Consider the following 22,893-nt stretch of genomic DNA (forward strand, 5'->3'; position numbering starts at 1 on the left):
CGACGACCATCCGAGGGGGCGGGGCAGTGATCCGGGTGCTTCTGGTGCAGGACGCGTGTCTGGTGCGATCGGTTCTGGCCGAATGGCTGCGAGGGGAACCCGGACTGGACGTCCACGACACGCCGTGGCGAGGAGCCGCCGCGCGGGTACGGTCCTTAAGGCCCGACGTCTGCGCGGCCGACCTCGACTGCGCCGACGGCCATGGGGTGCCGCCGCTCGGCGAGCTGTGCCCGCCCGGCACCGGCGGCAGGCCGCCGGCGCTCGTGGTGCTGGCCCAGGCGAACAGGCCGGGCCTGCTGAAGCGGGCCGCCGAGGCGGGCGCGCTCGGCTTCGTGGACAAGGCGGGCTCACCGGACCGGCTGCTGCGCGCCATCCGGTCCGTCGCCCAGATGGAACGTTTCGTCGACGACTCGCTGGGCTTCGGTTTCCTCAAGGCGGCCCAGATGCCGCTGACCAGACGCGAACTGAGCGTGCTGTCCCTGGCGGCCGGCGGCGCGTCCATCGCGGAGATCGCCGGCAACCTGCATCTGTCCCACGGCACGGTCCGCAACTACATGGCGTCGATCACCCGCAAGACCGGGGCGCGGAACCGGATCGACGCGATTCGGATATCGCGCGGGGAGGGCTGGGTGTGAGCGGCGACCGGCTGGGCAGTTGCGCCGGGTCCGTCCAGCGGCCGGCCAGGTCCCGGTACAGCGGCGAGATCCGCAGCAACTCCGCGTGGGTGCCGCAGGCGGCGCGCACCCCGTCCATGACGAGGATCCGGTCGGCGCGCCGCGCGGAGCTCATCCGGTGGGCGACGACGACCAGTGTGCCGCCCGGGCGTGCCGCGAAGGCCCGCTCGGCGCGCGCCTCGGCCGCCGGGTCGAGATGGCAGGTCGCCTCGTCCAGCAGGGCCAGCGGGGCGGGGGAGAGGTAGGCGCGGGTCAGCGCCACGAGCTGCCGCTCACCGGCGGAGAGCTCCGCCGGCTCGACGGGGGTGTCGGGTCCGCCCAGTCTTCTCAGCAGGGGGGTGAGCCCGACGGCGTCGGCGGCGGCGAGGAGTTCCTGTTCGGGAACCGGGTCGGAGCGGTGGAGGCTCAGGTTCTCGGACAGGGTGCCGGTGTGGACGTAGGCCTCCTGCGGAATGAGGACGGCCGCGCAGGCGCGGATGGTGCCGTGCGCAGGGGTGAGCAGGCCGGCGATCAGTGCGGTGAGCGTTGACTTGCCGATGCCGCTGGGACCTACGACGGCCAGGTGGGCGCCGGTGGGAAGGGTGAGGTCGAGGTCGTGGAGCACGGGTGCGCTCGCGGGGCCGTAGGCGAAGGTGAGGGAGGTGACGGAGAGGGCGCATGAGGAAGGGGGAGGTGCGCTCGCCGGGCGGCCGCGGGTTGTCCGTGGCCGGTCGAGCCCCCCGGCGGAGCCGCTGATGGACACGGTCCCCCGCCCCTCAGGGTCTCGGACGGTCAGTCGGCGCAGAACCACGGTGAGCCGAGAACCGCTCGTGCCCAGGCCGTGGACCAGGTTGTCGAGCGCGGGGAGCAGCGACTGGGTGACGTAGGCGAGCGCGCCCACCAGGGCGCCCGGGGTGACGCCGTGGTCGAGCAGCCAGGGGGCCGTGAGCAGCAGCAGTACCCCGGGGAGCTCGCCGCCCACCGTCAGGGCGGCCACGCGGGCCAGGCTCCAGTGGGCGAGAGCGCGGGCGGCCCGCAGTTCCGCTGCCGTGCGCTCGCCGACGGTGCCGGCGACCCGCTCCTCCGCTCCGGCCGCCGTGACGTCCCGCAGTCCCGGGCAGATCTCGCCCAGCGACTGCGCCAGTGCCTCGTCGGCGGCCAGGAACGCCTCCTGACGGCGGGCCAGCGGGCCGAGCGTCGCGGCGAACAGGGCCACCCCGGCGAGCAGCGGCGGCAGGACGACCGCCAGCAGCAGCGGGGCCAGCGAGAACAGGCCGATCAAGGCGCCGGCGGACGTGAACAGGAACGAACGCGACACCATCACCACACCGGCGAGCGTGTCCCGGGCGATCTCCACCTGCTGGGTGAGCCCGGACAGCGCACCCGGGTCCGCCTCCCGCACCCCGCGCGCCACCACCGCCGTGACCAGCCGGTCCCGGGCGGGCTCGACCAGCGCCGCGACCACGCCGTACACCCGGCCGGTCCCGTACGCCCCGGCACCCACGGCGAGCCCCGCGGCACCCAGCCACAGCAGGCCGGCCCGCGCGTTCCCGGCCAGGAACCCTGCGTCCAGCGCCCGTGCGAGGGCGTATCCGACGACGAAGGTCTGCCCGGCCTCCAGCACCGACCACGCGCCGAGCCGGACCAGCACCGGCCATCGCGCCCGCAGAAACCGGTACGCCCGACTGCGCACACGCTGCGGGTGCCCGTGGACCGGCCCGCGCATCGGGATTCCGTCACGCACGCCTGTCACCTCGACTTCCGGCGGCGGTCCGGCACGGGCCGCCGCTCGCTCCGAACGGCCGTCGGCCCCGACTCGGTCCCGGCCACCGTCCAGTACGGCAAACCCGGCGGCCCCGCACCGGCACCGCCATCAGCCCCGCCCTCCCGTCCCGGGCTCGTCCCGGATCTCCTCCTCGCCGTCCCCGAACACCGCCCGGTACTCCGCCTCCTGCCACAGCTCCCGGTGTGTCCCGACGGCCTTGACCCGGCCGGCGTCCAGCCAGGCGACGCGGTCCGCGCGGGCCGCCGTCGAGGCGCGGTGGGCGATCAGGAGGCGGGTGCGGTCCGGGTCGGGGGCCAGCAGTGTCCGGGTGATGTGGTGTTCGGTGACCGTGTCGAGGCTGGACAGGGCGTCGTCGAGGACGAGCAGGCGGCCGCCGTGGGCGAACGCACGGGCGAGGCCGAGGCGTTGGCACTCGCCGCCCGAGCGGGGCGCGTCGGCGATGCGGGTGGCGTAGCCGTCGGGGAGGCGTCGTACGAAGTCGTCGGCGTGGGCGCGCCGGGCGGCCGAGCGGACGGCGGCCGGGGTGGCCGCCGTGAGTCCGAAGGCGACCGTGTCCTCGACGGTGGTGCCCAGCAGGGCGGGGCGCTCGAAGGCGTAGGCGACGGCACCGCGCAGCTCGCCGTGGGCGAGGTCGGGCAGTGGGACGCCGTCGAGGAGGACCTCGCCCGTGTCGGGGTCGGCGAGCCGGCCGGCCACCTCCGCGAGCAGGGACTTGCCGGCGCCGGAGCGGCCGACGACCGCCAGGGTGGTGCCGCCCGGGACGGTCAGGTCGACGCGGTCCAGGACGGTTCGTCCGCCCCGGCGCGCGGTCACCGCCCGCAGCTCCAGCCGCCCGTTGCCCGGCGGGAGGCGGCGGGTGCCGTGTCCGGGGGCGGGCTCGGCGCACACCTCGGCGAGCCGGCCGGTCGCCGCGCGGGCCCGCGCGAGCGAGGCCAGTTGACCGACCAGGGCGCCGACGCCCGTGGCAAGCACCGCGTACCGGGAGGCGGCCAGCATCTCGCCGACGGACAGGCGGTGCCGGGCCAGCAGCAGCCCGGCCACCGCCAGTACGCCCAGGTTCAGCAGCGGGGCCACGGTGACCGCACGCGCGGCGGCCCGCCCCTGCACCCGCCACATGCGCTGCCCGGCGCGGGACAGTTCGGGCAGGGGCGCCAGGATCCGGGCCGTCTCGCGCGCCTCGGCGCCCGCGGCCCGGATCGTACGGACACCGCCGACCGCCTCCGCCAGGGCGCCGGCGATCCGGCCCTGCACCCGCTGGTACTCGGCCACGCACGCCGATGTGTCCCGGGCGAAGGCGCGCAACAGCAGGGCCAGGACCGGCGCCCCGGCGAGGAAGACGGCGGCCAGCCACGGGTCGATGAGGCCGAGCGCCACCACGCCCCCGACGGGCCCGGCGACCGCGGCGAGCAGCGCAGCCAGCGCGCCCGGCGCGGTCCCGGCCTGTGCGGCGTTGCCGACCAGCCGTGCCACCAGGTCCCCGGCACCGAACCGGGCCGTCGCGCGCGGGCCGAGAGCCAGGACGTGCCCGGTGAGCCGGCGGCGCAGCCACGCGGTGGCGTGCGCGTCGGCGGTGCCGGTGAGCACACCCGCGCAGCCGTCCAGCAGGGCGAGCAGCAGGACGACACCGGCACAGCAGCCGAGCCAGCGGCCGGCCGGGGCGTGGACCAGCAGCAGGTCCAGGGTGTGGCCGAGCAGGGCGGGCAGCAGCAGGCCCGCCGCGGTGGCGGTCGTGCTCACGGCGCAGAGCGCGGCACAGCGGGCACCGCCCTGCCGCAGCACCGCGCGTGACAGCGCACGGCCGGCCGCGGAAGTGGCGCTGCCGGAGCGGGAGTTCATGGGCTTAGGCCTCGCTGAGATCGGACGATACGGCAGGGCTCCCGGGCGGACGGCCGCCGCCTGGGGGAGACTTCGGACGGTCTCGGCTCGCAGCGGTTGCCGGTGCCGGCAGGGCGGCTCGCCGACGGCGGCTGCCGGGGTTGTGGACAGTGAAGCGGCGGCGGAGGCTGCCGGGCTTTGCGGACGGCTGCCCGCGGGCGCGGGGGTGTCGGGCTTTTGGGTGGTGGCTCCCGGACGGTGGTCGGCGGGGTTCGGATGGCGATTCGCGGCCGGGGGAGGTTCCGGGTGGTTCCTCGCGCCGGGGCCTCGGTCGTCCCTTCCGGTCGCAGAGGCTCCGGACGGCCCCTCCCACGGGGGAGAGAACCGTCCGGAGCCGCGGACTCACCGCCCGGTCAGAGGCAGAGGAGAACGCTCGCCGCGGAGACACAGGAGAGCAGGCTCGCGGTGCTCGCGCCGTTGTGGGTGTGCTCCTCGGACTCGAGGGTCTGCAGGTCCAGCAGTGCCATGACGGTGTCCTTTCCCTGATTGGGGACGGGGTTGTGTCACGGCTCCGTCGGTGCGGAGCCGCGTGTGCGGGCCGCCGGTGGCGGCGGAAGGAAGGGCAGGTGTGCGGTGCCGGCGCCGTCGCGGGCCGCGGCGAGCGCCAGCAGGCAGCCTGCCGTACCGGTGGCGAGGTCCATGGAGAGCCGCATCATCTGGTGCCCCGGGAAGGCCAGTTGGCCCTGGTAGTCCATCGCGAACCAGCCCAGCCCCGCGATCTGCTGCTCCAGCCGGTCACGACCGGCTCCCGGTGCGGTGCTGCGGGCGAGGTGCAGGATCATTCCGGCGCGGCCCTGGAAGAGGCCGGGCTGGGCGTAGAAGCGGGAGGTGGCGGCGGTGAGGATGCCGGACCGGGCGCGCTCGAACTCCGCGCTGTCCGCGTGGGCCAGGAAGTCGTCGACGACCAGGCCGATGCCCGCGCTGCCGTCGCCGAGGTAGGGCAGCGTCCGCCAGCCCTCGTCCACCTCCAGGCCGCCGCCCGCCTCCTGGGTCACACAGCAGTCCAGGTCGCGGCGCAGCGCCTCGCCCGCCGCGCTCAGGCAACCCTCCTCGCCGGTCTCCTCGTACCGCCTGAGGAGGAACAGCGCGGGTCCGCTCGCGCCGCGCAGCAGCCCGGCGCGCCGGCGCGGGCCGTCCGGGACCGGTTCGGCGAGTCGTCGTACGAGAATGTCGGCGGCCTCTGCGGCGTGTTGCCGCAGGGCCGGCTCGCCCGTCGTGTCGGCGAGGCGGCCGAGGACCAGGCCGAGCCCGGCGAGTCCGCCGTGCAGGTCGGAGGCGAGGCTGCGCCAGTTCTCCCGCAGGATGCCGTCCAGCAGGTCCAACGCCCGCTGCCGGTGGCCGAGTCGGTCGAGGACGAGGGCGACGCCCGCGAGGCCGTCGTACAGGCCGAGCGGGGTGCCGGGCGGTGGCGGGGCCGTGTGGTCCAGCAGCCAGCGCTCGCCCTCGTCGTACCGGCCGGCCCCGGATGCCTGCAGCGCGTACAGCACCCCGGCCGCGCCGTGCGCGAGGCCGAGGCCGCCGCCGTCCGCGAACTGGGCGATGTCACCGGGGAAGAGCCGGTCGTCGCGTTCCGGGGTGGCGGAGGCGAGGATCGCCTTCACCATCGAGTCCCGGCTGTAGGGCCAGTCGCCGGGCACCACCGGCGGGGCCGGCCGGGTGCGCCGTCCGCCCGCCGGATCCCGGGTGATCTCCGCGACCGCCTCGTCCAGGAAGGCGCGCGGCACGTTGGGGAACTGCTCGGCGATCACCTCCGCGAGATGCGCCGCCTTGCCGCGGTCCACCACGAACAGCGTGGTCACCGGCAGGAACAGGGCGAGCCGCAGACAGGCCAGCGCATAGCGGTCGACGTCCGTGCCGCGGCGGTCCGGCGGGGCGAAGAAGCCGGGGTGGGCGACGGTCTGCCGGGCGTTCTCCTCGGCGGGGGCGGCGGCCTCGAAGTCGATGAGATACACCGACCGTTCGTCCTCGGACACCATGATGTTGAAGACGTGCAGGTCGTTGAAGGCCAGCCCGCGCGCGTGCACCGCTGCCACCGCCCGCTCCACCGCCGCGTTGATCCGCAGCGCCCACGCCGTGTACGCGGCGATGGCGGCCGGGTCGGGGTCGGGAGTGAGCAGCGGATGCCGCTCGGCGAAGAAGGAGTTGAGCGGGCGGCCCGCCAGGTGGTCCATGACGAGGAACCGGTGCTCGCCGAGCGTGAACCAGTCCCGCACCTCGGGTACCACACCGGTCCCGGCGACCCGTTCCAGCGCCGCCCTCTCCCGCTCCAGCCGGGCCACCGCGTCCGCTCCGTCGGCGGCGAGCCCCGCGTGCGGCCGGGCCTCCTTCAGCACCACCCGGCGCCCGTCCCGCGTGTCGGTGCCTGCGTACACCCCGCCGCCGTTGGAGAAGTGCAGCGCCTTGTCGATGCGGTACGGCAGCTCGCCGACCGTCGTGGTGTTGCGGGCGTCGAGATGCGGCCGCAGGAACTCCGGCAGGCCCACCCACTCGGGCACCTGGAAGGACGGCGCCCGCCGGTCCGGCACGAGACGGCCGGCGCCGTCGGCCACCGCCGGGACCAGCGAGCCGCGCTCGTCGACGACGTAGCGGCGGGCGAAGGCGCCGTAGCGGACGTAGAGCGGACCGTCGTACCAGCGCAGGTCGGTGAGGATGTACGGCCCCTCGAAACCCTCCAGCAGCGCGCCCAGTTCCCGCAGACTCCGGTGCAGCTGCTCCTCGTCAGCGGGATATACGGTGACGAACTTGCCGCTGGTGTCGCGGCCCGCGTACTTGGCGTTGCGCAGGTGCAGCAGGTGCGGACCCGGCACGAACTTGAACGGGATGCGGCGCGGCACGCAGTAGTCCCACACGATCTCCGCGATCCGTTCCGCGTTCGCGGCCGTCGCCGAGGAATGGATCTTCCAGCCCTGCGCCGGCGACGGCAGCGGTGCGCCGTCCGAGCCGACCGGGGTCAGCGTCAGCCAGTCGCCGGAGCGCGCCGCGTGCCAGCCCTCCGGGACGGTGCGACGCGCCGTCGCGAACAGCGGCGCCGGCTCACCGGCCGCCCCCGCGAGCCGGTCGGGCGTGTCGTAGAAGTGTCCGTCGGCGAGCGCGTACACCTCGTACCGCTTGTCCATGCGCCTCCGTCCCTCGTCCTGTGGCCGCCAGACGACACTCGCAGGAGCCGGACGGTCGCGGACAGTCACAGCTGTCACGAGGTCACCGTGCGGAACGCACGGGTCAAGATGTGTTCGGCGAACTTTCGAGCGAACCGGGCCCCGCCCTTGCGCCCCGACCTTTCACAGGGGCTGCGCGGGAGCCTCACACGCGCTGTAATGGCGAACGTGGTGAGGAGCGAGGGCGCTGCGGTCAGCAGAACGAGAACGGAGCGTGCCGAAGCCGCCCTGGACACGCTCACCGCGGCGCCCGCCACGCCCGACCGCCTCCGCCGGGTCCTCGAACAGGCGCTGGTGTTCGCCGCGGCCGCCTTCGCGGGGGTCTACACGCCCGGTGACGATCCGGCCCAGCTGCGCCTCGCCGAGTCGGCGGGTCTGCCGCGCACCCTGTACGGGCTCCGCGACGGCTATCCGGCCGCCGGCGGTTCCCCGGTCGCCGAGGCCCATCGCAGCGGACACGCGCTCTGGCTCGGGCCCGAGCAGCTCGCCGGCTGGTCCGAGGCGAGGCGCACCCCGTCCCCGGACTTCTCCATGGCCGTCCTGCCGCTCGGCCCGGCGGGCGGCGGCTGTCTGCTGGCGATCAGCGAGCACCCCGGCGGCTTCGGCACCGACGACCGGACCTGCCTGGAGCTGGTCGCCCGCGCCATCGCCGTACCCCGCCCGCACGCGCCCCCCGGTGACGCCGGCGAGCTTGCGCCCAACGCCTTCAGCCTGGCCATGGACAGCGGCCGGGTCGAGGTCGGCGACGAGATCCTGCGGCTGTTCGGACTCGCCCGGGACGCCTTCGACGGCCGGGTCGAGACCCTGCTGGCGCTCACCGTGCCCGAGGACCTGCCCGCGCTGATGTCCGTGGTCGAGGCCGACCACATGTCCATCGGCGACCGCGAGCTGGAGTTCCGCATCCTGCAGCCCTCCGGCCCGCCCAAGTGGCTGCGGCTGCGCGGCCGGCTGCTGCCCGGCGACGAGGGCCGCTCCGCCCGGCTCGTCGGCACCGTCGCCGACGCCTCCACCCTGCGCTCCGATGTCACCGACGTGGCCCGGGTGCAGCGCCTGGCCGCCTCCCTCGCCACCGCCACCACCGTCAAGGACGTCGGCGACGCCGTCGTCGCCGCCCTGCGCGGGCCGCTGCGGGCCGACCGGATCGCGCTCGCCGAACTGGAGAACGACCGGCTCGTCGTCACCGTCCTCGACCCGCCCGAACCCGAGGCCTGGCCCGAGGTGTGGCGCAGCGAATGGCGCACCGAGTGGCCCGACGCACCGGTGCGCGCCATGCCCACCCTGGCCGCCGCGCTGCGCGAGGGCCGCTCCCGGATCTGGCCCGCCGGCAGTCCGCTCGAACCCGCCCTCGCCGAGGTCGGCCCCGGGGGACTCGCGGTGCTGCCCCTGCCCGCCGGCGGCCGCATGGCCGGTGCCTGCCTGATCGGCTGGGACCGGCCGCACCGCTTCAGCCCCGACGAACGGGCCCTGCTCACCGCCTGCGCGGGCCTCGCCGGGCAGGCGCTGCTGCGCGCCCACGCCTTCGACGCCGAGCACGAACTCGTCGGCATGCTCCAGCGCACCCTGCTGCCGCGCCGGCTGCCCCGGCTGCCCGGCGCGGTCGCGGTCGCCCGGTACCTGCCCACCACCGCCGGACTGGAGGTCGGCGGCGACTGGTACGACGTGATCCCGCTGGCGGACAACCACGTCGCCCTCGTCATCGGGGACGTCCAGGGCCACAACGCGGGCGCCGCCACCCTGATGGGCCAGATGCGCACGGCGCTGCGTGCCTACGCCGCCGAGGGACACACGCCCGACGTGGTCGTCTCGCTCGCCAACCGGCTCCTCCTGGACATGGAGACCGACCTCTTCGCCACCTGTGCCTACGTCGACGTCGACGTGGAGGAGGGCACCGGGTGGTGCGTGCGCGCCGGTCACCTCCAGCCCGTACTGCGCCACCCGGACGGCACCGCCGACATCCTCCGGGCCGAGGGCGGGCCCCCGCTCGGCGTGCTCGGTCAGGCCGACTTCCCGATGACCCCGCTGCGGCTGCTGCCCGGCACGGTCATCGCGCTGACCACCGACGGCCTGGTGGAGTCGCCGGGCGCCGACATCGACGCCGGCATGGACCGGCTCGCCGCCCAGCTGGCCGCAGCCGACCCCACCCACCTCGGCCTGGTCGCCGACGCCCTGCTCACCGGCGCCCACCGCGGCGACGACGTCGCCCTGCTGCTGATGCGCTACGACGGCATGGCCGTACGCCCGCTGCGGGAGAGCTGGACGGTGTGGCGGGTGCCGGAGGCGGTCCGGCACGCCCGCCGTTTCACCCGGCGCACCCTGCGGGTGTGGGGCGTCTCGCAGGACACCCTGGACGCGGCCCTGCTGGTGGTCTCCGAACTCGTCACCAACGCGCTCGTGCACACCGACGGCCAGGTCCGTCTCGACCTCAGCCTGGTCAACCACCGCCTGCGGCTCGCCGTCGCCGACGCCTCGCCGCGCAGCCCCGTCAAGCCCACCAGCATCGGCTGGGAGGCCACCGGCGGCCGCGGCATCCTCCTGGTGGAGGCGGTGTCGGTGGCCTGGGGCACGGTCCCGGTCAGCGGCGGCAAACAGGTATGGGCGGACCTCGTCCCCGGCGGCTGACGGCCTGGACCGGCCCGGCGTGCGACGCCCGATGACGCCAGGACCGGCTCCCGCCTGCGGCGCCTGACGGCCGGGGCCGGCCGTGCCTGTGGTGACTGATGGCCTGGGCCGGCCCCGTGTGAGGCGCCTGACGGCTTGGGCTGGCCGTGCCTGTGGCGCCTGACGATGGGACCGCCCCTTGCGGTGGCTGACTGTCAGGACCAACCAGCCCCCGCGTGTGGTGGCTGATGGCCGGGGCCGGCCGTGCCTGTGGTGGCTGATGGCCGGGACCGACCACCGCCGCCTGCGGCGCCTGACGGCCGCAGCTGACCCCGCCTCCACCAGTTGACGCATCTCCGGCTCACCGCCCCCGGTCAGTGCCGTACCCGCGGCCGGCATCCCCTGTCGGTGCCGTACCTGCGGCTCGCCGCCCGTCGGTGCCGTACCCGCGGCCGGCAGCCCCCGTCGGTGCCGTACCCGCGGCCGGCAGGCCCCGTCGCACCCCTGGCTCACCGCCCGCCAGTGCCGTGCGTGCCGCACTCTCAGCTCGCCGGTGTGCCCGGGGCTGACCGCCACACGGGTGCGTTTCGTGCAGGTCGGTGAGGCTTGGGGAGGCGCATCCGGGGAGGGGTGCCTAGGGTCGATTGGTGTGGCACACACCTTCGACGAACTCGTGCAGAAGCAGCGCGCGGCCGACGCGGCCCACGCCACGGTCGAGGAACTGCGGGACGCCTACGGCCCGCCGGCCGAGCGGCGGATGACCGGCGCCCAGTCGGGCACGTACGAGACCGCCCTGCGTGCCTGGCGTGACCTGGCCCGGGACGTCCAGACCGCGCTGAGCGAGTTCGCGAGGGAGACGGGCCGGCCACGGCCCGAGGTGGAGGCCGAGGTGGCCCGCGCGGCGGCGGAGTCCGAGGACGCATGAACCGTGCCGGCTGCCGCGCCGAGCGGCTCGTCGACGCAGCGGACTCCCGGCTGCCCGTCCTGGAGGGCGGGCCGCTGCTGCGCAAGGCGTTCCCCGACCACTGGTCCTTCCTGCTCGGCGAACTCGCCCTGTACAGCCTGCTGGTGCTGATCGTGACGGGGGTCTGGCTCACCCTGTTCTTCCAGCCGGAGATGCGCGAGGTCGTCTACGCGGGCTCCTATGTGCCGCTGCAGGGAGTGCGCATGTCGGCCGCCTTCGACTCCACCCTGTACATCAGCTTCGACGTGCGCGGCGGACTGCTGATGCGGCAGACCCACCACTGGGCCGCGCTGGTCTTCGTCGCCGCGATCGGCGCGCACCTGCTGCGGATCTTCTTCACCGGCGCCTTCCGCCGGCCGCGCGAGCTGAACTGGACGATCGGGGTGACCCTGTTCGCGGTCTCCCTCGCCGAGGGCTTCGCCGGCTACTCGCTCCCCGACGACCTGCTCTCCGGCACCGGACTGCGCATCGCGCAGGGCATCATGCTCTCGATCCCGGTCGTGGGGACGTACGTGGCGTTCTTCGTCTTCGGCGGGCAGTACCCGGGCCACGACATCATCACCCGCCTGTATCCGCTGCACATCCTGCTGCTGCCGGGCCTGCTCATCGCCCTGGTCGCCGTGCACCTGATCCTCGTCGTCCACCTCAAGCACACGCAGTGGCGCGGGCCGGGCCGCACGCAGGGCAACGCCGTCGGCAAGCCGTTCTTCCCGCAGTTCACCGGCTCCTCCGGTGGCCTGGCCGTCATCGTCGCGGGCGTCCTGGTGCTGCTGGCGGGCATCGCCCAGATCAACCCGGTCTGGAACTACGGCCCCTACCGCCCCGACCAGGTCTCCACCGCCTCCCAGCCCGACTGGTACGTCGGCTTCCTGGAGGGTGCGCTGCGGCTGGTCCCGGCGTGGGAGACGGACTTCGCCGGGCACACTCTCATGTGGAACGTCCTCCTCCCGGCGGTCGTCCTGCCCGGCCTGCTGTTCGCCGTGCTGTACGCCTATCCGTTCGTCGAGCAGCGGCTGACGGGGGAGTGGTGGGCCGAGCGGCACCTGTGCGACCGGCCCCGCGAGCGGCCGGTGCGCACGGGCCTCGGCGTGGCGGGCACGGTCTGGTACGGCGTGCTGCTGCTGGCCGGCGGCAACGACGTCATCGCACAGACCTTCCACGTCTCCGTCAACGCCATCACCTGGGTGCTGCGCGTCGCCTTCGTCGTGGCCCCGGTCCTCGCCTTCCTGGTCGCCCGGTGGCTGTGCCGGGCCCTGACGGCGGCCGAGAACGAGCGGCTGGCCGAGGGCGTGCCCACGGGCGAGATCCGGCAGAGCGTCACCGGCGGTTACGAGACCGATCACGAGCCCGCGGAGACGTTCCGGCCCGGAGCCCCGCGCAGACCGCTCACCGGTGCGCGTACTGGAACACCATCCCGAACACCCCGCGCGCCAGAACGCCCAGGCCGATGAGGAACAGCCACAGTCCGTAGACCACGCCGGTCGCCGTCAGCGCGAAGCCCAGCGCGGTGACGATCGGCCACAGGGACTCGTCGGGGAAGAAGGCCACCGGCCCGGTCCCGTCCGCCACTTCCGCCTCGGTGCGGTCCTGGGCCCGCGTCCCCCGGCGCCGGTACTGGATCAGGCAGAAGAACGCGACCAGTCCCGCCATCGCGCACGCGACGACCAGCGCGACCGTGCCCGTCTCGTCCTGCGACCAGATCCCGTACAGCGCCGCGGACCCGCCGAAGAACGCCGCGACCCCGCCGAACAGCATCGCCTCCGCCTTCATCGGGCCAGCTCCTCTCCGGCCGGACTCTCGATCTCCGGGTGGTGCAGGTCGAAGGCAGGGGACTCGGACCGGATCCGGGGCAGCGCCACGAAGTTGTGCCGGGGCGGCGGGCAGGATGTCGCCCACTCCAGGCCGCGCCCCCATCCCCACGGGTCGTCCACGGTGACCTTCCGGCCCTTGGTGGCGGTGCGCCACACGTTGTAGAGGAACGGCAGGGTGGAGACGCCCAGCAGGAACGCGCCCGCCGACGACAGGCTGTTGAGCAGTGTGAAGCCGTCCTCGGGCAGATAGTCCGCGTACCGGCGGGGCATGCCGGCCTCGCCGAGCCAGTGCTGCACCAGGAAGGTCAGCTGGAACGCCGGGAACAGCAGCCAGAAGTGCAGCTTGCCCAGCCGCTCGTCCAGCATCCTGCCCGTGAACTTCGGCCACCAGAAGTAGAAGCCGGCGAACATCGCGAACACCACCGTACCGAACAGCACATAGTGCAGATGCGCCACGATGAAGTAGGTGTCGGTCAGATGGAAGTCCAGCGGCGGGGAGGCGATCAGCACGCCGCTCAGCCCGCCGAGGAGGAACGACACCAGAAAGCCCATCGACCACAGCATCGGGGTCTCGAACGACAGCGAGCCGTGCGTCATCGTGCCGATCCACGCGAAGAACTTGATGCCCGTCGGCACCGCGATCAGGAACGACATGATGGAGAAGAACGGCAGCAGGACCGCGCCGGTGGCGAACATGTGGTGCGCCCACACCACCGCCGACAGCATGGTGATCGCGATCGTGGCCCCGATCATCGGCAGATAGCCGAACAGCGGCTTGCGGGAGAACACCGGGATGATCTCCGAGACGATCCCGAAGAACGGCAGCGCCACGATGTAGACCTCCGGATGCCCGAAGAACCAGAACAGGTGCTGCCACAACAGCGCGCCCCCGTCGGCCGCGTCGAAGACCTGCGCCCCGAACTTGCGGTCCGCCTCCAGCGCCAGCAACGCCGCCGCGAGCACCGGGAACGCCGGCAGGATCAGGATCGAGGTGAACAGCACGTTCCAGGTGAAGATCGGCATCCGGAACATCGTCATGCCCGGCGCCCGCAGGGACAGGATCGTGGCGATGAAGTTCACCGCGGTCAGCGTCGTCGACACACCCGAGACCACCAGGCCCATCGCCCACAGGTCGCCGCCCGCGCCCGGTGAGAAGTAGGCGCTGTTCAGCGGTGCGTAGGCGAACCAGCCGAACGCCGCCGCCCCGCCGGGCACCAGAAAGCCGGAGACCACCATCAGGCCGCCGAACAGGAACATCCAGTACGACAGCGCGTTCAGCCGCGGGAAGGCCAGGTCCGGCGAGCCGATCTGCAGCGGCATGATGGCGTTGGCGAACCCGGCGAACATCGGGGTCGCGAACAGCAGCATCATGATCGTGCCGTGGACCGTGAAGAACTGGTTGTAGCCGTGCTCGCTCAGGAACTGCAGACCCGGCCGGGCGAGTTCCGCGCGCATTCCGAGGGCGAGCAGCCCCGCGAGCAGGAAGAAGCAGAACGCCGTGACCATGTAGAGGCGGCCGATCACCTTGTGGTCGGCGGTGGAGGCCCAGCGCAGCAGGGACCGGCCGGGACGCGGGGCGGGCGCCGTGTACCGCGCGACGACCTCGTGAGTGTCCGACATTTCCGGTAGTTCTGTCATCCCGGATGACGCTACTCCCCGTGACCTGCGGCCTCCCGTGCGCCACGCCCTCACCGCCGGGGTCGTATCCGCCGCTCGGCCGGGTACCCGACGGCCATGAACTTCGCCATGCACACAGCCGCCACGGGCCCCCAGGTGTTCGGGTACGTCCTCATCCTGCTCGCCGGGGTCGTCTGCGTCGCGGGACTGCTCTGGGCCTTCCGGCTCGGCTTCGAGGTGCGCCGGCGTGAGCCGGCCCCGCCGCGACCCGAGGAGCAGCCCCGCCTGCCGTCGACCGGACCCGTCCACGAGGCCAGCGAGATGCGCGAACCCGACGAGGTGCCCCGGGCCGCGGACGACAGCGAGCGGCTCACCCCCTACCAGATCGGCACCATCCGCAGCCGGCGCGCCGCTGACCAGCGGCGCCCGCGCTGGTCGCCCGGTTCCAGCGGATCGTTCGGCGGCGGGGGCGGCGGCCGGACCTGAGCGGGCGCGGCGTTTACGGGGGCGGGGGCACGGGGACCCGGGGACGCACAGATCGCACACCGGTCCGCGCCGGGCCGACCGACCGGTCCCGGCGGGCGCACGACGCAGAAGGAAGATGGACGACGTGATCGCGCATCCCACTGAGAAACCGTCCGTGCCCTACGCCGAGACCGGCTGGGCGACTCGCAGGCGGCGGAACCGGGGAGTGCGCACCTGTCTCCCGGCCGTCGTGGACCGTCGCTCCGCGCAACGGCTGGGCACCGGCTCGGAGGAGAACATCGTGCGGGGCGAGGACTGAGCAACTACGCCGCCTCATCGTGGAGCTCGAGGTCCGCGCGCCGTCAGCCGCTGAACTCCCCTGAGCGCAACCGCTGGTAGTGGGCGGAGCAGTCCGCGTACATGGGCAGCAGCCCGGACCGCTCCGCCTCGGCCAGCGAGGGCGCCTCGGCGTCCTTGGGCGACAGCACCGGCTCGATGCCCTGCGGCCAGGGAATGCCCAGCGCCGGGTCGAGCGGGTGCAGGCCGTGCTCGCGCTTCGGGGCGTACCCGGCCGAGCACAGGTACACCACCGTGGCATCGTCGGAGAGCGCCATGAAGGCGTGCCCGAGACCCTCGGCGAGGAACACCGCCCGCCGGGTGTCCTCGTCCAGTCGTACGGCCTCCCACTGCGCGTAGGTGGGGGAGCCGACGCGGATGTCCACGACGACGTCGAGGACGGCGCCGCGCACACAGGTGACGTACTTGGCCTGGCCGGGCGGCACGTCGGCGAAGTGGATGCCGCGCAGCACGCCCCGCCGGGACACCGAGCAGTTGGCCTGGACGAGTCCGAGGTCGTAGCCGGTGGCCTCACGGAACTCCGCTCCCCGGTACCACTCGTGGAAGCTGCCCCGGTCGTCCGGGAACACCTGGGGTTCCAGCACCCAGGCGTCACCTATCCCCAGTTGCCGCACGCCGTCATGCCTTCCGTCGTCGTGGTCGTCCGCGTTCCCCGTACGCCACCGGGCAGGCGCCGTGCCCTGCGCAGCAGCCGGCGCAGCATACCGGGTGGCGCCGGGGCGGGTTCAGGGTTCGTCCGCCGGAAGGACGAAGTCCGTGCGCGACAGGCGTTCCGCAACTCGCGCAGCGGGAGGCGATGCAGTCCCGAGCCCGTGGGCGCGGCCGAATGCCGGTCCGGTCCCTCGCGCGGGCGTGCGGGACCCCGCTCCCGCCGCGAGGGGCCGGGCCGGGCGGTCAGGCGTGGGTCTTGGCGAGCAGTTCCAGGATCTCGGCGGTCGTACCGCTCTCGCCGAGCCGCGGGAAGATCCGCTCGACGCTGTTCGCGTGCGCCTCGGGGACGGAGTCGGACATCGCGTCGGTGGCCAGGGTGACGTGGTAGCCGTGGGCGTAGGCGTCGCGGGCGGTGGACTCCACGCCGATGCTGGTGGCGATGCCGGTCAGCACGATCTGGGTGATGCCGCGGCGGCGCAGCTGCACGTCCAGGTCGGTGCCGTGGAAGGCGCTCCAGTTGTGCTTGGTGACGCGGAGGTCGCCGGGGTGGCCGGACAGCTCGTCGACGAGGACGTCCCAGCCCTCCGGGAAGGCGAGCCCGCGCGCCTGTTGCTCGGTGCGGCCGGGCACGGCGTCCGCCCAGTCGGGCGCGAACGAGACCCGGACCAGGACCACGGGCAGTCCCTGCGCGCGGAACGCGTCGGCGAGCTCGGCCGTGCGGGAGACGACGTCCGAGGCCGCGTGCGGCTGGACCGGCATGCCCACGATGCCGTTCTGCAGGTCGATCGCGACGAGGGCGGTACGGGGGTCGAGCGTGGTGAGCGACATGAGTCGGTCAGGCCTTTCCGGTGGTTCGGGGGGTGGAGGTGCCCGGCCGGCCGAGGGAGCGGTCCGGCAGGGTCGTCGCCAGCAGCAGTGCGGAGCCGGCGAGCATGAACAGGGCCAGGCCGTGCAGCCCGGCCGTGTCGGCGCGGTGCGGGTAGAACGCCGCGGTGGCGGCGGACGCGCCCAGCGCGCCGAGGTACATGAAGGTCCGCAGCAGCCCGGCGGCGGAGGCGATCCGCTCCGGATCGGCCTGCCGGTACAGGGCGTTCTGCGTGGCCAGGCCGATCAGGCCCTGCGGGATGCCGAGCAGCGCGCCGACCGCGAGCAGCAGCCACAGCGCGCTGTCGGCGCGCACGAGCAGCAGCAGGGCGCAGCCCGCGACCTGGAGCGCGGAGCCGACGAGCAGCTTGGCTCGCACCGCCTCCCGGCGGCCGGTGAGCGTGGACACGATCAGCGCGGACACCGACAGCGGCAGCAGGACGAGCCCGGCGGTGGAGGCGCCGAGCCCGCGCCCCTGTTCCAGCCACTGGGTGTAGCCGTACATGAAGGCGTAGGAGGTGGTGTAGGCGAGCAGTTGGCGCAGGTAGGTGGCGAGCAGCGGGCCGTTGCCGCCGAGGACGCGCAGGTCGACGAACGGGTCCGGCACCCGCAGCTCGCGCACCGCGAAACCGGCGGCGGCGACGGCCGCCAGCACCGGCAGGTACCAGCGCCCTGTGCGCGGCTCCATCAGGAACAGCATCAGCGCGACCAGCAGCAGCGCGAACAGCGCCATGCCGGGCACGTCGACGGCCCGTCGCCGGGTCCCGGACCGGGGCAGTCGCAGTGTGCCGAGCACCAGGCAGACCGCCGAGAGCGGCACGTTGACGGTGAACACGGCGCGCCAGCCGCCGAGGCCGATCAGCAGGCCGCCGAGCGCGGGCCCGACGACGGCCACCGTCTGGTTGGCGACGGCCAGCGCGGCCAGCACTCCCGCGGGGCTGTCCTGCCCGGTGCGTTCGGCCTCGCCGCGGGTCAGCCGCATGGCCGCCGGGTACGCCGCCGAGGTCCCGAATCCCAGCAGGACCCGCGCCGCGATCAGCGCGCCCAGCGTGGGCGCGAGCGCGCCGAGCAGACCGGCCACGCCGACCAGGGCCGTACCGGCGAGGTAGAGCCGGCGTGGGCCGTACATGTCGACCAGGCGGCCGATGACGGGCTGTCCGACGGCCGTGGCCAGATAGAGCGCCGAGACCAGCCAGGCGGTCTCGGCGGGCGGGGCCCCGAAGGCGACGCCGATCGGCACCAGGGCCACGGCGATCATCGAGGAGTTGACCGGGTTGAGGACCGAGCCGAACAGCATCGGCGGGATCAGCCGGCGGTCGAACCCGGCGGGGGCGGGCCGGGCGGCCCTGTCGGTGCGTCCGGTGAGCCTCGGTGTCACGGCCGCGACAGCCGTTCCATCAGCTCCAGTGCCGCGAGGACGGTCTGCCGCTCCTCCTCCGTGTAGCGGTCCTGGAAGGCGCGGGCCAGCCACTCCTCGCGGACCTGGCGGTTGCCCTCGATACGGGCCCGCCCGGCGTCGGTCAGGGTGACCAGCTGGCGGCGGCCGTCCTCGGGGTCGGGGGCGCGCCGGATCAGACCGTGCTGGTCGAGCGCGGCCAGTGTGGTCGCCATCGACTGCGGCCGTACGCCCTCGGCTGCGGCGAGCGCGCTGGCCGTGGCGGCGCCGTGCTTGCCGACCAGGGTGAGCGCCGACTCCTGGGACGGGCTGAGGTCGGTGTCCTGCGCGACCTCGCGGATACGGCGCCGCAGCCGGCTGAACACCACGCGCAGATCGCGCGCGGCGCGGGCGGCGGAGTCGGAGATGTCAGCCATGCCGCCCACCCTAGGACCGACAGCCGAAACTGTCCAGCCTGGACTGTTCAGTTTTGCCTGACTGCTTGCCGGGTACTCGCCCGTCCTCGGACAGGGCAGTACGCCGGCGAACGCAAGGAGCACAGATGACCCCACCGGACACGTCGGGCCTGGAGGCGGCCCTTCGCGCCGAGGTGGACGGCGAGGTCCGCTTCGACGCCGGCAGCCGCGGTGCCTACGCCACGGACGGCTCCAACTACCGGCAGGTCCCCCTGGGCCTCGTCGTCCCCCGCACCGTCGAGGCGGGCGCACGGGCGCTGTCGGTGTGCGCACGCTTCGACGCCCCCGTCCTCTCCCGGGGCGGCGGCACCAGTCTGGCCGGCCAGTCGACCAACACCGCCGTGGTGATCGACTGGAGCAAGTACTGCACCCGGCTGATCTCCGTGGACCCCGAGCGGCGCACCTGCGTGGTGGAGCCCGGGATCGTCCTCGACGAACTCAACCGCCAACTCGCCTCGCACAAGCTGCAGTTCGGGCCCAAACCCTCCACCCACACCCACTGTGCGCTCGGCGGCATGATCGGCAACAACTCCTGCGGCGCCTCCGCGCAGGCCTACGGCAAGACCGTCGACAACGTCCGGCGCCTGGAGATCCTCACCTACGACGGACAGCGCGCCTGGACCGGCCCCACCCCGCCCGACGAGCGGGCCCGGATCGTCAGCGGCGGCGGCCGGCTCGCCGAGCTCTACGACGGCCTCGACCGCATCGCCGGCGAGTACCTCGCCGACATCCGCCGCGGCTACCCGAAGATCCCGCGCAGGGTGTCCGGCTACAACCTGGACTCGCTGCTGCCCGAGAACGGCTTCGACGTGGCCAAGGCACTCGTCGGCAGCGAGGGCACCCTGGTCACCGTCCTGCGCGCCGAACTCGACCTCGTCCCGGTGCCGCCGTACCAGTCGCTGCTGGTCCTCGGCTACGACGACATCTGCTCCGCCGCCGACGACGTGCCGCACCTGCTCGAGCACTGCTCGCCCTCCCAACTGGAGGCGCTGGACGACCGCATGGCACAGCTGATGCGCGAGGAGGGCGCCTACCTCGACTCGCTCGACGCCCTGCCCGAGGGCGCCAGCTGGCTGATGGTGCAGCACAGCGGCGACAGCCAGGAGGACGTGGACGAGCAGGCCCACGCCCTGCTCCGGGCCATCGGCCGGGACGAGAAGGAGAGCACCGTCGCCTTCTCCGACGACCCCCGGCGCGAGGAGAAGATGCTCAAGGCCCGCGAGGCCGGACTCGGCGTCACCGCGCGCCCGCCGGACGACCGGGAGACCTGGGAGGGCTGGGAGGACTCCGCCGTACCGCCCGAACGGCTCGGCGACTACCTGCGCGACCTGAAGGGGCTGTTCGAGGAGTTCGAATACGACCACCCGTCCCTGTACGGCCACTTCGGGCAGGGCTGCGTCCACACCCGCATCCCCTTCGGCCTCCGGACCGCCGACGGCGTGGCGCGCTACCGCCGTTTCGTGGAACGCGCCGCCGACCTCGTCGCCTCCTACGGCGGCTCCCTGTCCGGCGAGCACGGCGACGGCCAGTCCCGCGGCGAACTGCTCACCCGCATGTTCGGCGAGCGGCTCGTGACCGCGTTCGGCGAGCTGAAGGCCCTCTTCGACCCCCGCGACCGGATGAACCCCGGCAAGGTCGTCCGCCCCAACCCCGTCGACGGGCAACTGCGCCTCGGCCCCGACTGGCGCCCCGCGACCCCCTCGACCCACTTCGACTTCCCCGAGGACGAGCACTCCTTCAACCGCGCGGTGATGCGCTGCGTCGGCATCGGCAACTGCCGCAGCCACTCCGGCGGTGTGATGTGCCCCTCCTACCGGGCCACCATGGAGGAGGAGCACTCCACCCGCGGCCGGGCCCGGCTGCTGTTCGAGATGCTCGGCGGGCACGCCGACTCCGCGATCGAGGACGGCTGGCGCTCCACCGCCGTACGCGACGCCCTCGACCTGTGCCTGGCCTGCAAGGGCTGCAAGTCCGACTGCCCGACCGGCGTCGACATGGCCACCCTCAAGGCCGAGTTCCTCGCCCACCACTACGAGGGCCGCATGCGTCCCGCCGCCCACTACTCCATGGGCTGGCTCCCGCTCTGGGCCCGTCTCTCCCGCATCGCCCCCTCCCTGGTCAACTCCGCTCTGCACGCGCCCGGCCTCGCCCGCGCGGGCAAGCGGCTGGCCGGCGTCGACGGCGCCCGCCCGGCACCGGTGTTCGCCGAGGAGTCCTTCGTCCAGTGGTGGCGGGCCCAAGGGCGGGAGCAGCCGGACCCGGCCGACCCGCGCACCGTCGTGCTGTGGCCCGACACCTTCAGCACCTACTTCCACCCCGCGATCGCGAAGTCGGCCGTACGGGTCCTCGGGGACGCGGGCTTCCGGGTCGCCGTCCCCACCGAGCCGGTGTGCTGCGGCCTGACCTGGATCTCCACCGGCCAGCTCCCCGTGGCCAAGAAGGTGTTGAGCCGCACCCTCGCGGTGCTGCGCCCCTACCTGGAGGCGGGCACCCCGGTCATCGGCCTCGAACCCTCCTGCACGGCCGTCTTCCGCGCCGACGCCCCCGAGCTGATGCCCGCCGACCAGGACGTGCAGCGACTGGCCGGACAGACCCGCACCTTCGCCGAACAACTCGTCCACCACGCCCCCGAAGGCTGGCGGCCACCGCAGCTCGCCCGGCAGGCCACCGTGCAGACCCACTGCCACCAGCACGCCGTCATGAAGTTCGACGCCGACCGCGAACTGATGCGCCGCGCCCACCTGGACGCCGACGTCCTCGACGAGGGCTGCTGCGGACTCGCCGGCAACTTCGGCTTCGAACGCGGCCACCACGAGGTCTCCATGGCCGTCGCCGAACTGGGCGTCCTGCCGTCCGTGCGCGCCGCCGCACCGGACAGCCTGGTCCTCGCCGACGGCTTCAGCTGCCGCACCCAGATCGAGGACGGCGGCACCGGCCGCCGCGCCCTGCACCTCGCCGAGGTCCTGGCGTTCGCCCTCGACGGCAACCTGCCCGGCGACCACCCGGAACGCCTGGCCGACCGCCCGCCCGAACCCTCGCGCACGGCCCGCTGGGCGACGACGGCGACCCTTGCCGCACTCGCCGCCGGCGGCGCCGTGCTCGGGGCGCGGCGGCGGGCGTGAGGAGGCGAGACGTGAGCGACCGGCCGACCGTCGACGGCGTCGACACCGCCGTCTACACCGTGCCCACCGACGCCCCCGAGGCGGACGGCACCCTCGCCTGGGACAGGACCACCCTCGTCCTGGTCACCGTCCGCTCCGGCACCACCACCGGCCTCGGCTACACCTACGCCCCCGCCGCCAGTGCCCACGTCGTCCGCGAACTCCTCGCCGGCACCGTCACCGGCCTGCCGGCCCTCGACGTGCCGCGCGCCAACGAGCGCATGTGCCGGGCGGTGCGCAACGCCGGACTGCCCGGCCTGGCCGCCCAGGCGATCGCCGCCGTCGACATCGCCCTGTGGGACCTCAAGGCCCGCCTGCTGGACCTGCCCCTCGTCGGCCTGCTCGGCGCCGCCCGCGACGACGTGCCCGTCTACGGCAGCGGCGGCTTCACCACCTACGACGCCGAGCGCCAGGACCGCCAACTGCGTGGCTGGGCCGAGGACGAGGGCATCCCCCGCGTCAAGATCAAGATCGGTGAGTCGTGGGGCAGCCGCGAGGCCCGTGACCTCGAACGGGTCGGCCGCGCACGGGCGAGCGTCGGCGACACGGCCGAGCTGTACGTCGACGCCAACGGCGGCTACACCGGCGGACAGGCCGCGCGCATCGGCGCGGCCCTCGCGGACCGGGGCGTCACCTGGTTCGAGGAACCGGTCTCCTCCGACCACCTGACCCTGCTCGCGGACCTCCGCGGCCGCCTCCCGATGGACGTCACCGCCGGCGAGTACGGCTACACCCTGCCCTACTTCGAGCACATGCTGGCCGCCGGGGCCGTCGGCTGCCTCCAGGCGGACGTCACCCGGTGCGGCGGCATCACCGTCTGGCTGCGCGTCGCCGCGCTCGCCCACGCACGCGGGATCGACGTCTCCGGCCACTGCGCACCGCACGCCCACGCACACGCCGCCGCGGCCGTGCCCAACCTCCGCCACCTGGAGTGGTTCCACGACCACGTCCGCATCGAGCGGCTCCTCTTCGACGGCGTCCTCGACCCCGGCGGCGGCAGCATCACGCCCGGCGCCGACGGGGCACCCGGACTGGGGCTCACCCTCGTGGAGGAACGTGCCGCGCCGTACCGCGTGGCGTGAGGT

Annotated in this window: 18 protein-coding genes; 8 read left to right on the plus strand and 10 right to left on the minus strand. The window is 73.9% G+C overall.

The genetic code is table 11. From position 1 onward, the window contains the following. Positions 1-26: 26 nt before the first annotated feature. Positions 27-635 carry a response regulator transcription factor gene (locus LMU33_RS30115; RefSeq protein ID WP_228623783.1) on the plus strand — a complete coding sequence of 203 codons (609 nt, stop codon included), beginning with the start codon at positions 27-29 and terminating at the stop codon, positions 633-635. On the opposite strand, the gene LMU33_RS30120 is transcribed toward LMU33_RS30115, so the two are convergent. From LMU33_RS30120 to lanKC, 4 genes are all read right to left on the minus strand, one after another. Continuing rightward, positions 565-2,379: an ATP-binding cassette domain-containing protein gene (locus tag LMU33_RS30120; protein WP_249814458.1), complete on the minus strand. Its 1,815-nt coding sequence runs from the start codon at positions 2,377-2,379 to the stop codon at positions 565-567. The genes LMU33_RS30115 and LMU33_RS30120 overlap by 71 nt on opposite strands. A gap of 147 nt (positions 2,380-2,526) precedes the next feature. Beyond that, positions 2,527-4,275, minus strand: a complete 1,749-nt coding sequence (locus LMU33_RS30125; protein ID WP_228623785.1) for an ABC transporter ATP-binding protein — start codon at positions 4,273-4,275, stop codon at positions 2,527-2,529. Between the two features lie 392 nt (positions 4,276-4,667). Continuing rightward, positions 4,668-4,781, minus strand: coding sequence for a SapB/AmfS family lanthipeptide (locus LMU33_RS30130; RefSeq protein ID WP_228623786.1), 114 nt, complete (start codon positions 4,779-4,781; stop codon positions 4,668-4,670). A gap of 36 nt (positions 4,782-4,817) precedes the next feature. Beyond that, positions 4,818-7,430 (minus strand): class III lanthionine synthetase LanKC, encoded by a 2,613-nt coding sequence (gene lanKC, locus LMU33_RS30135; RefSeq protein ID WP_228623787.1) that lies wholly within the window; start codon positions 7,428-7,430, stop codon positions 4,818-4,820. A gap of 198 nt (positions 7,431-7,628) precedes the next feature. On the opposite strand from lanKC, the gene LMU33_RS30140 reads away from it, so the two are divergent. From LMU33_RS30140 to qcrB, 3 genes are all read left to right on the plus strand, one after another. Beyond that, complete coding sequence (locus LMU33_RS30140) at positions 7,629-10,088, plus strand: SpoIIE family protein phosphatase (protein ID WP_228623788.1); 2,460 nt, start codon at positions 7,629-7,631, stop codon at positions 10,086-10,088. Between the two features lie 628 nt (positions 10,089-10,716). After that, positions 10,717-10,992, plus strand: coding sequence for a hypothetical protein (locus LMU33_RS30145; RefSeq protein ID WP_228623789.1), 276 nt, complete (start codon positions 10,717-10,719; stop codon positions 10,990-10,992). After that, entirely contained in the window at positions 10,989-12,482 is a 1,494-nt protein-coding gene (qcrB, locus tag LMU33_RS30150) for a cytochrome bc1 complex cytochrome b subunit (protein ID WP_228623790.1), read from the plus strand. The genes LMU33_RS30145 and qcrB overlap by 4 nt, the downstream gene beginning before the upstream one ends. Here the strand turns inward: qcrB and ctaF are convergent. Both ctaF and ctaD read right to left on the minus strand, forming a co-directional pair. Next, positions 12,418-12,801, minus strand: coding sequence for an aa3-type cytochrome oxidase subunit IV (gene ctaF / locus LMU33_RS30155; protein ID WP_228623791.1), 384 nt, complete (start codon positions 12,799-12,801; stop codon positions 12,418-12,420). The genes qcrB and ctaF overlap by 65 nt on opposite strands. Beyond that, entirely contained in the window at positions 12,798-14,462 is a 1,665-nt protein-coding gene (gene ctaD, locus LMU33_RS30160; RefSeq protein WP_228623792.1) for an aa3-type cytochrome oxidase subunit I, read from the minus strand. Before ctaD ends, ctaF begins: the two co-directional genes overlap by 4 nt. A gap of 114 nt (positions 14,463-14,576) precedes the next feature. On the opposite strand from ctaD, the gene LMU33_RS30165 reads away from it, so the two are divergent. Next, on the plus strand, positions 14,577-14,945 hold the full coding sequence (locus LMU33_RS30165; protein WP_228623793.1) for a DUF6479 family protein: 369 nt from the start codon (positions 14,577-14,579) through the stop codon (positions 14,943-14,945). A 115-nt stretch (positions 14,946-15,060) separates the two neighbouring features. Continuing rightward, complete coding sequence (locus tag LMU33_RS30170) at positions 15,061-15,243, plus strand: hypothetical protein (RefSeq protein ID WP_228623794.1); 183 nt, start codon at positions 15,061-15,063, stop codon at positions 15,241-15,243. A gap of 43 nt (positions 15,244-15,286) precedes the next feature. Here the strand turns inward: LMU33_RS30170 and rfbC are convergent, their stop codons facing one another. From rfbC to LMU33_RS30190, 4 genes are all read right to left on the minus strand, one after another. Next, positions 15,287-15,895 (minus strand): dTDP-4-dehydrorhamnose 3,5-epimerase, encoded by a 609-nt coding sequence (gene rfbC / locus LMU33_RS30175; RefSeq protein WP_228623795.1) that lies wholly within the window; start codon positions 15,893-15,895, stop codon positions 15,287-15,289. Positions 15,896-16,175: 280 nt separating this feature from the next. After that, the gene (locus tag LMU33_RS30180) at positions 16,176-16,760 is read right to left on the minus strand and encodes a hydrolase (protein ID WP_228623797.1); all 585 of its coding nucleotides are present in this window, start codon (positions 16,758-16,760) and stop codon (positions 16,176-16,178) included. A 7-nt stretch (positions 16,761-16,767) separates the two neighbouring features. Further along, on the minus strand, positions 16,768-18,174 hold the full coding sequence (locus tag LMU33_RS30185) for an MFS transporter (RefSeq protein WP_228623798.1): 1,407 nt from the start codon (positions 18,172-18,174) through the stop codon (positions 16,768-16,770). Further along, complete coding sequence (locus LMU33_RS30190) at positions 18,171-18,608, minus strand: MarR family winged helix-turn-helix transcriptional regulator (protein ID WP_228623800.1); 438 nt, start codon at positions 18,606-18,608, stop codon at positions 18,171-18,173. Before LMU33_RS30190 ends, LMU33_RS30185 begins: the two co-directional genes overlap by 4 nt. 125 nt (positions 18,609-18,733) lie before the next feature. On the opposite strand from LMU33_RS30190, the gene LMU33_RS30195 reads away from it, so the two are divergent. Further along, entirely contained in the window at positions 18,734-21,769 is a 3,036-nt protein-coding gene (locus tag LMU33_RS30195; protein WP_228623802.1) for an FAD-binding and (Fe-S)-binding domain-containing protein, read from the plus strand. Between the two features lie 11 nt (positions 21,770-21,780). Beyond that, entirely contained in the window at positions 21,781-22,890 is a 1,110-nt protein-coding gene (locus LMU33_RS30200; RefSeq protein ID WP_228623803.1) for an enolase C-terminal domain-like protein, read from the plus strand. The last annotated feature ends 3 nt before the right edge of the window (positions 22,891-22,893 follow it).

The organism is Streptomyces barringtoniae (genome assembly GCF_020819595.1).
Classification (GTDB): domain Bacteria; phylum Actinomycetota; class Actinomycetes; order Streptomycetales; family Streptomycetaceae; genus Streptomyces; species Streptomyces barringtoniae.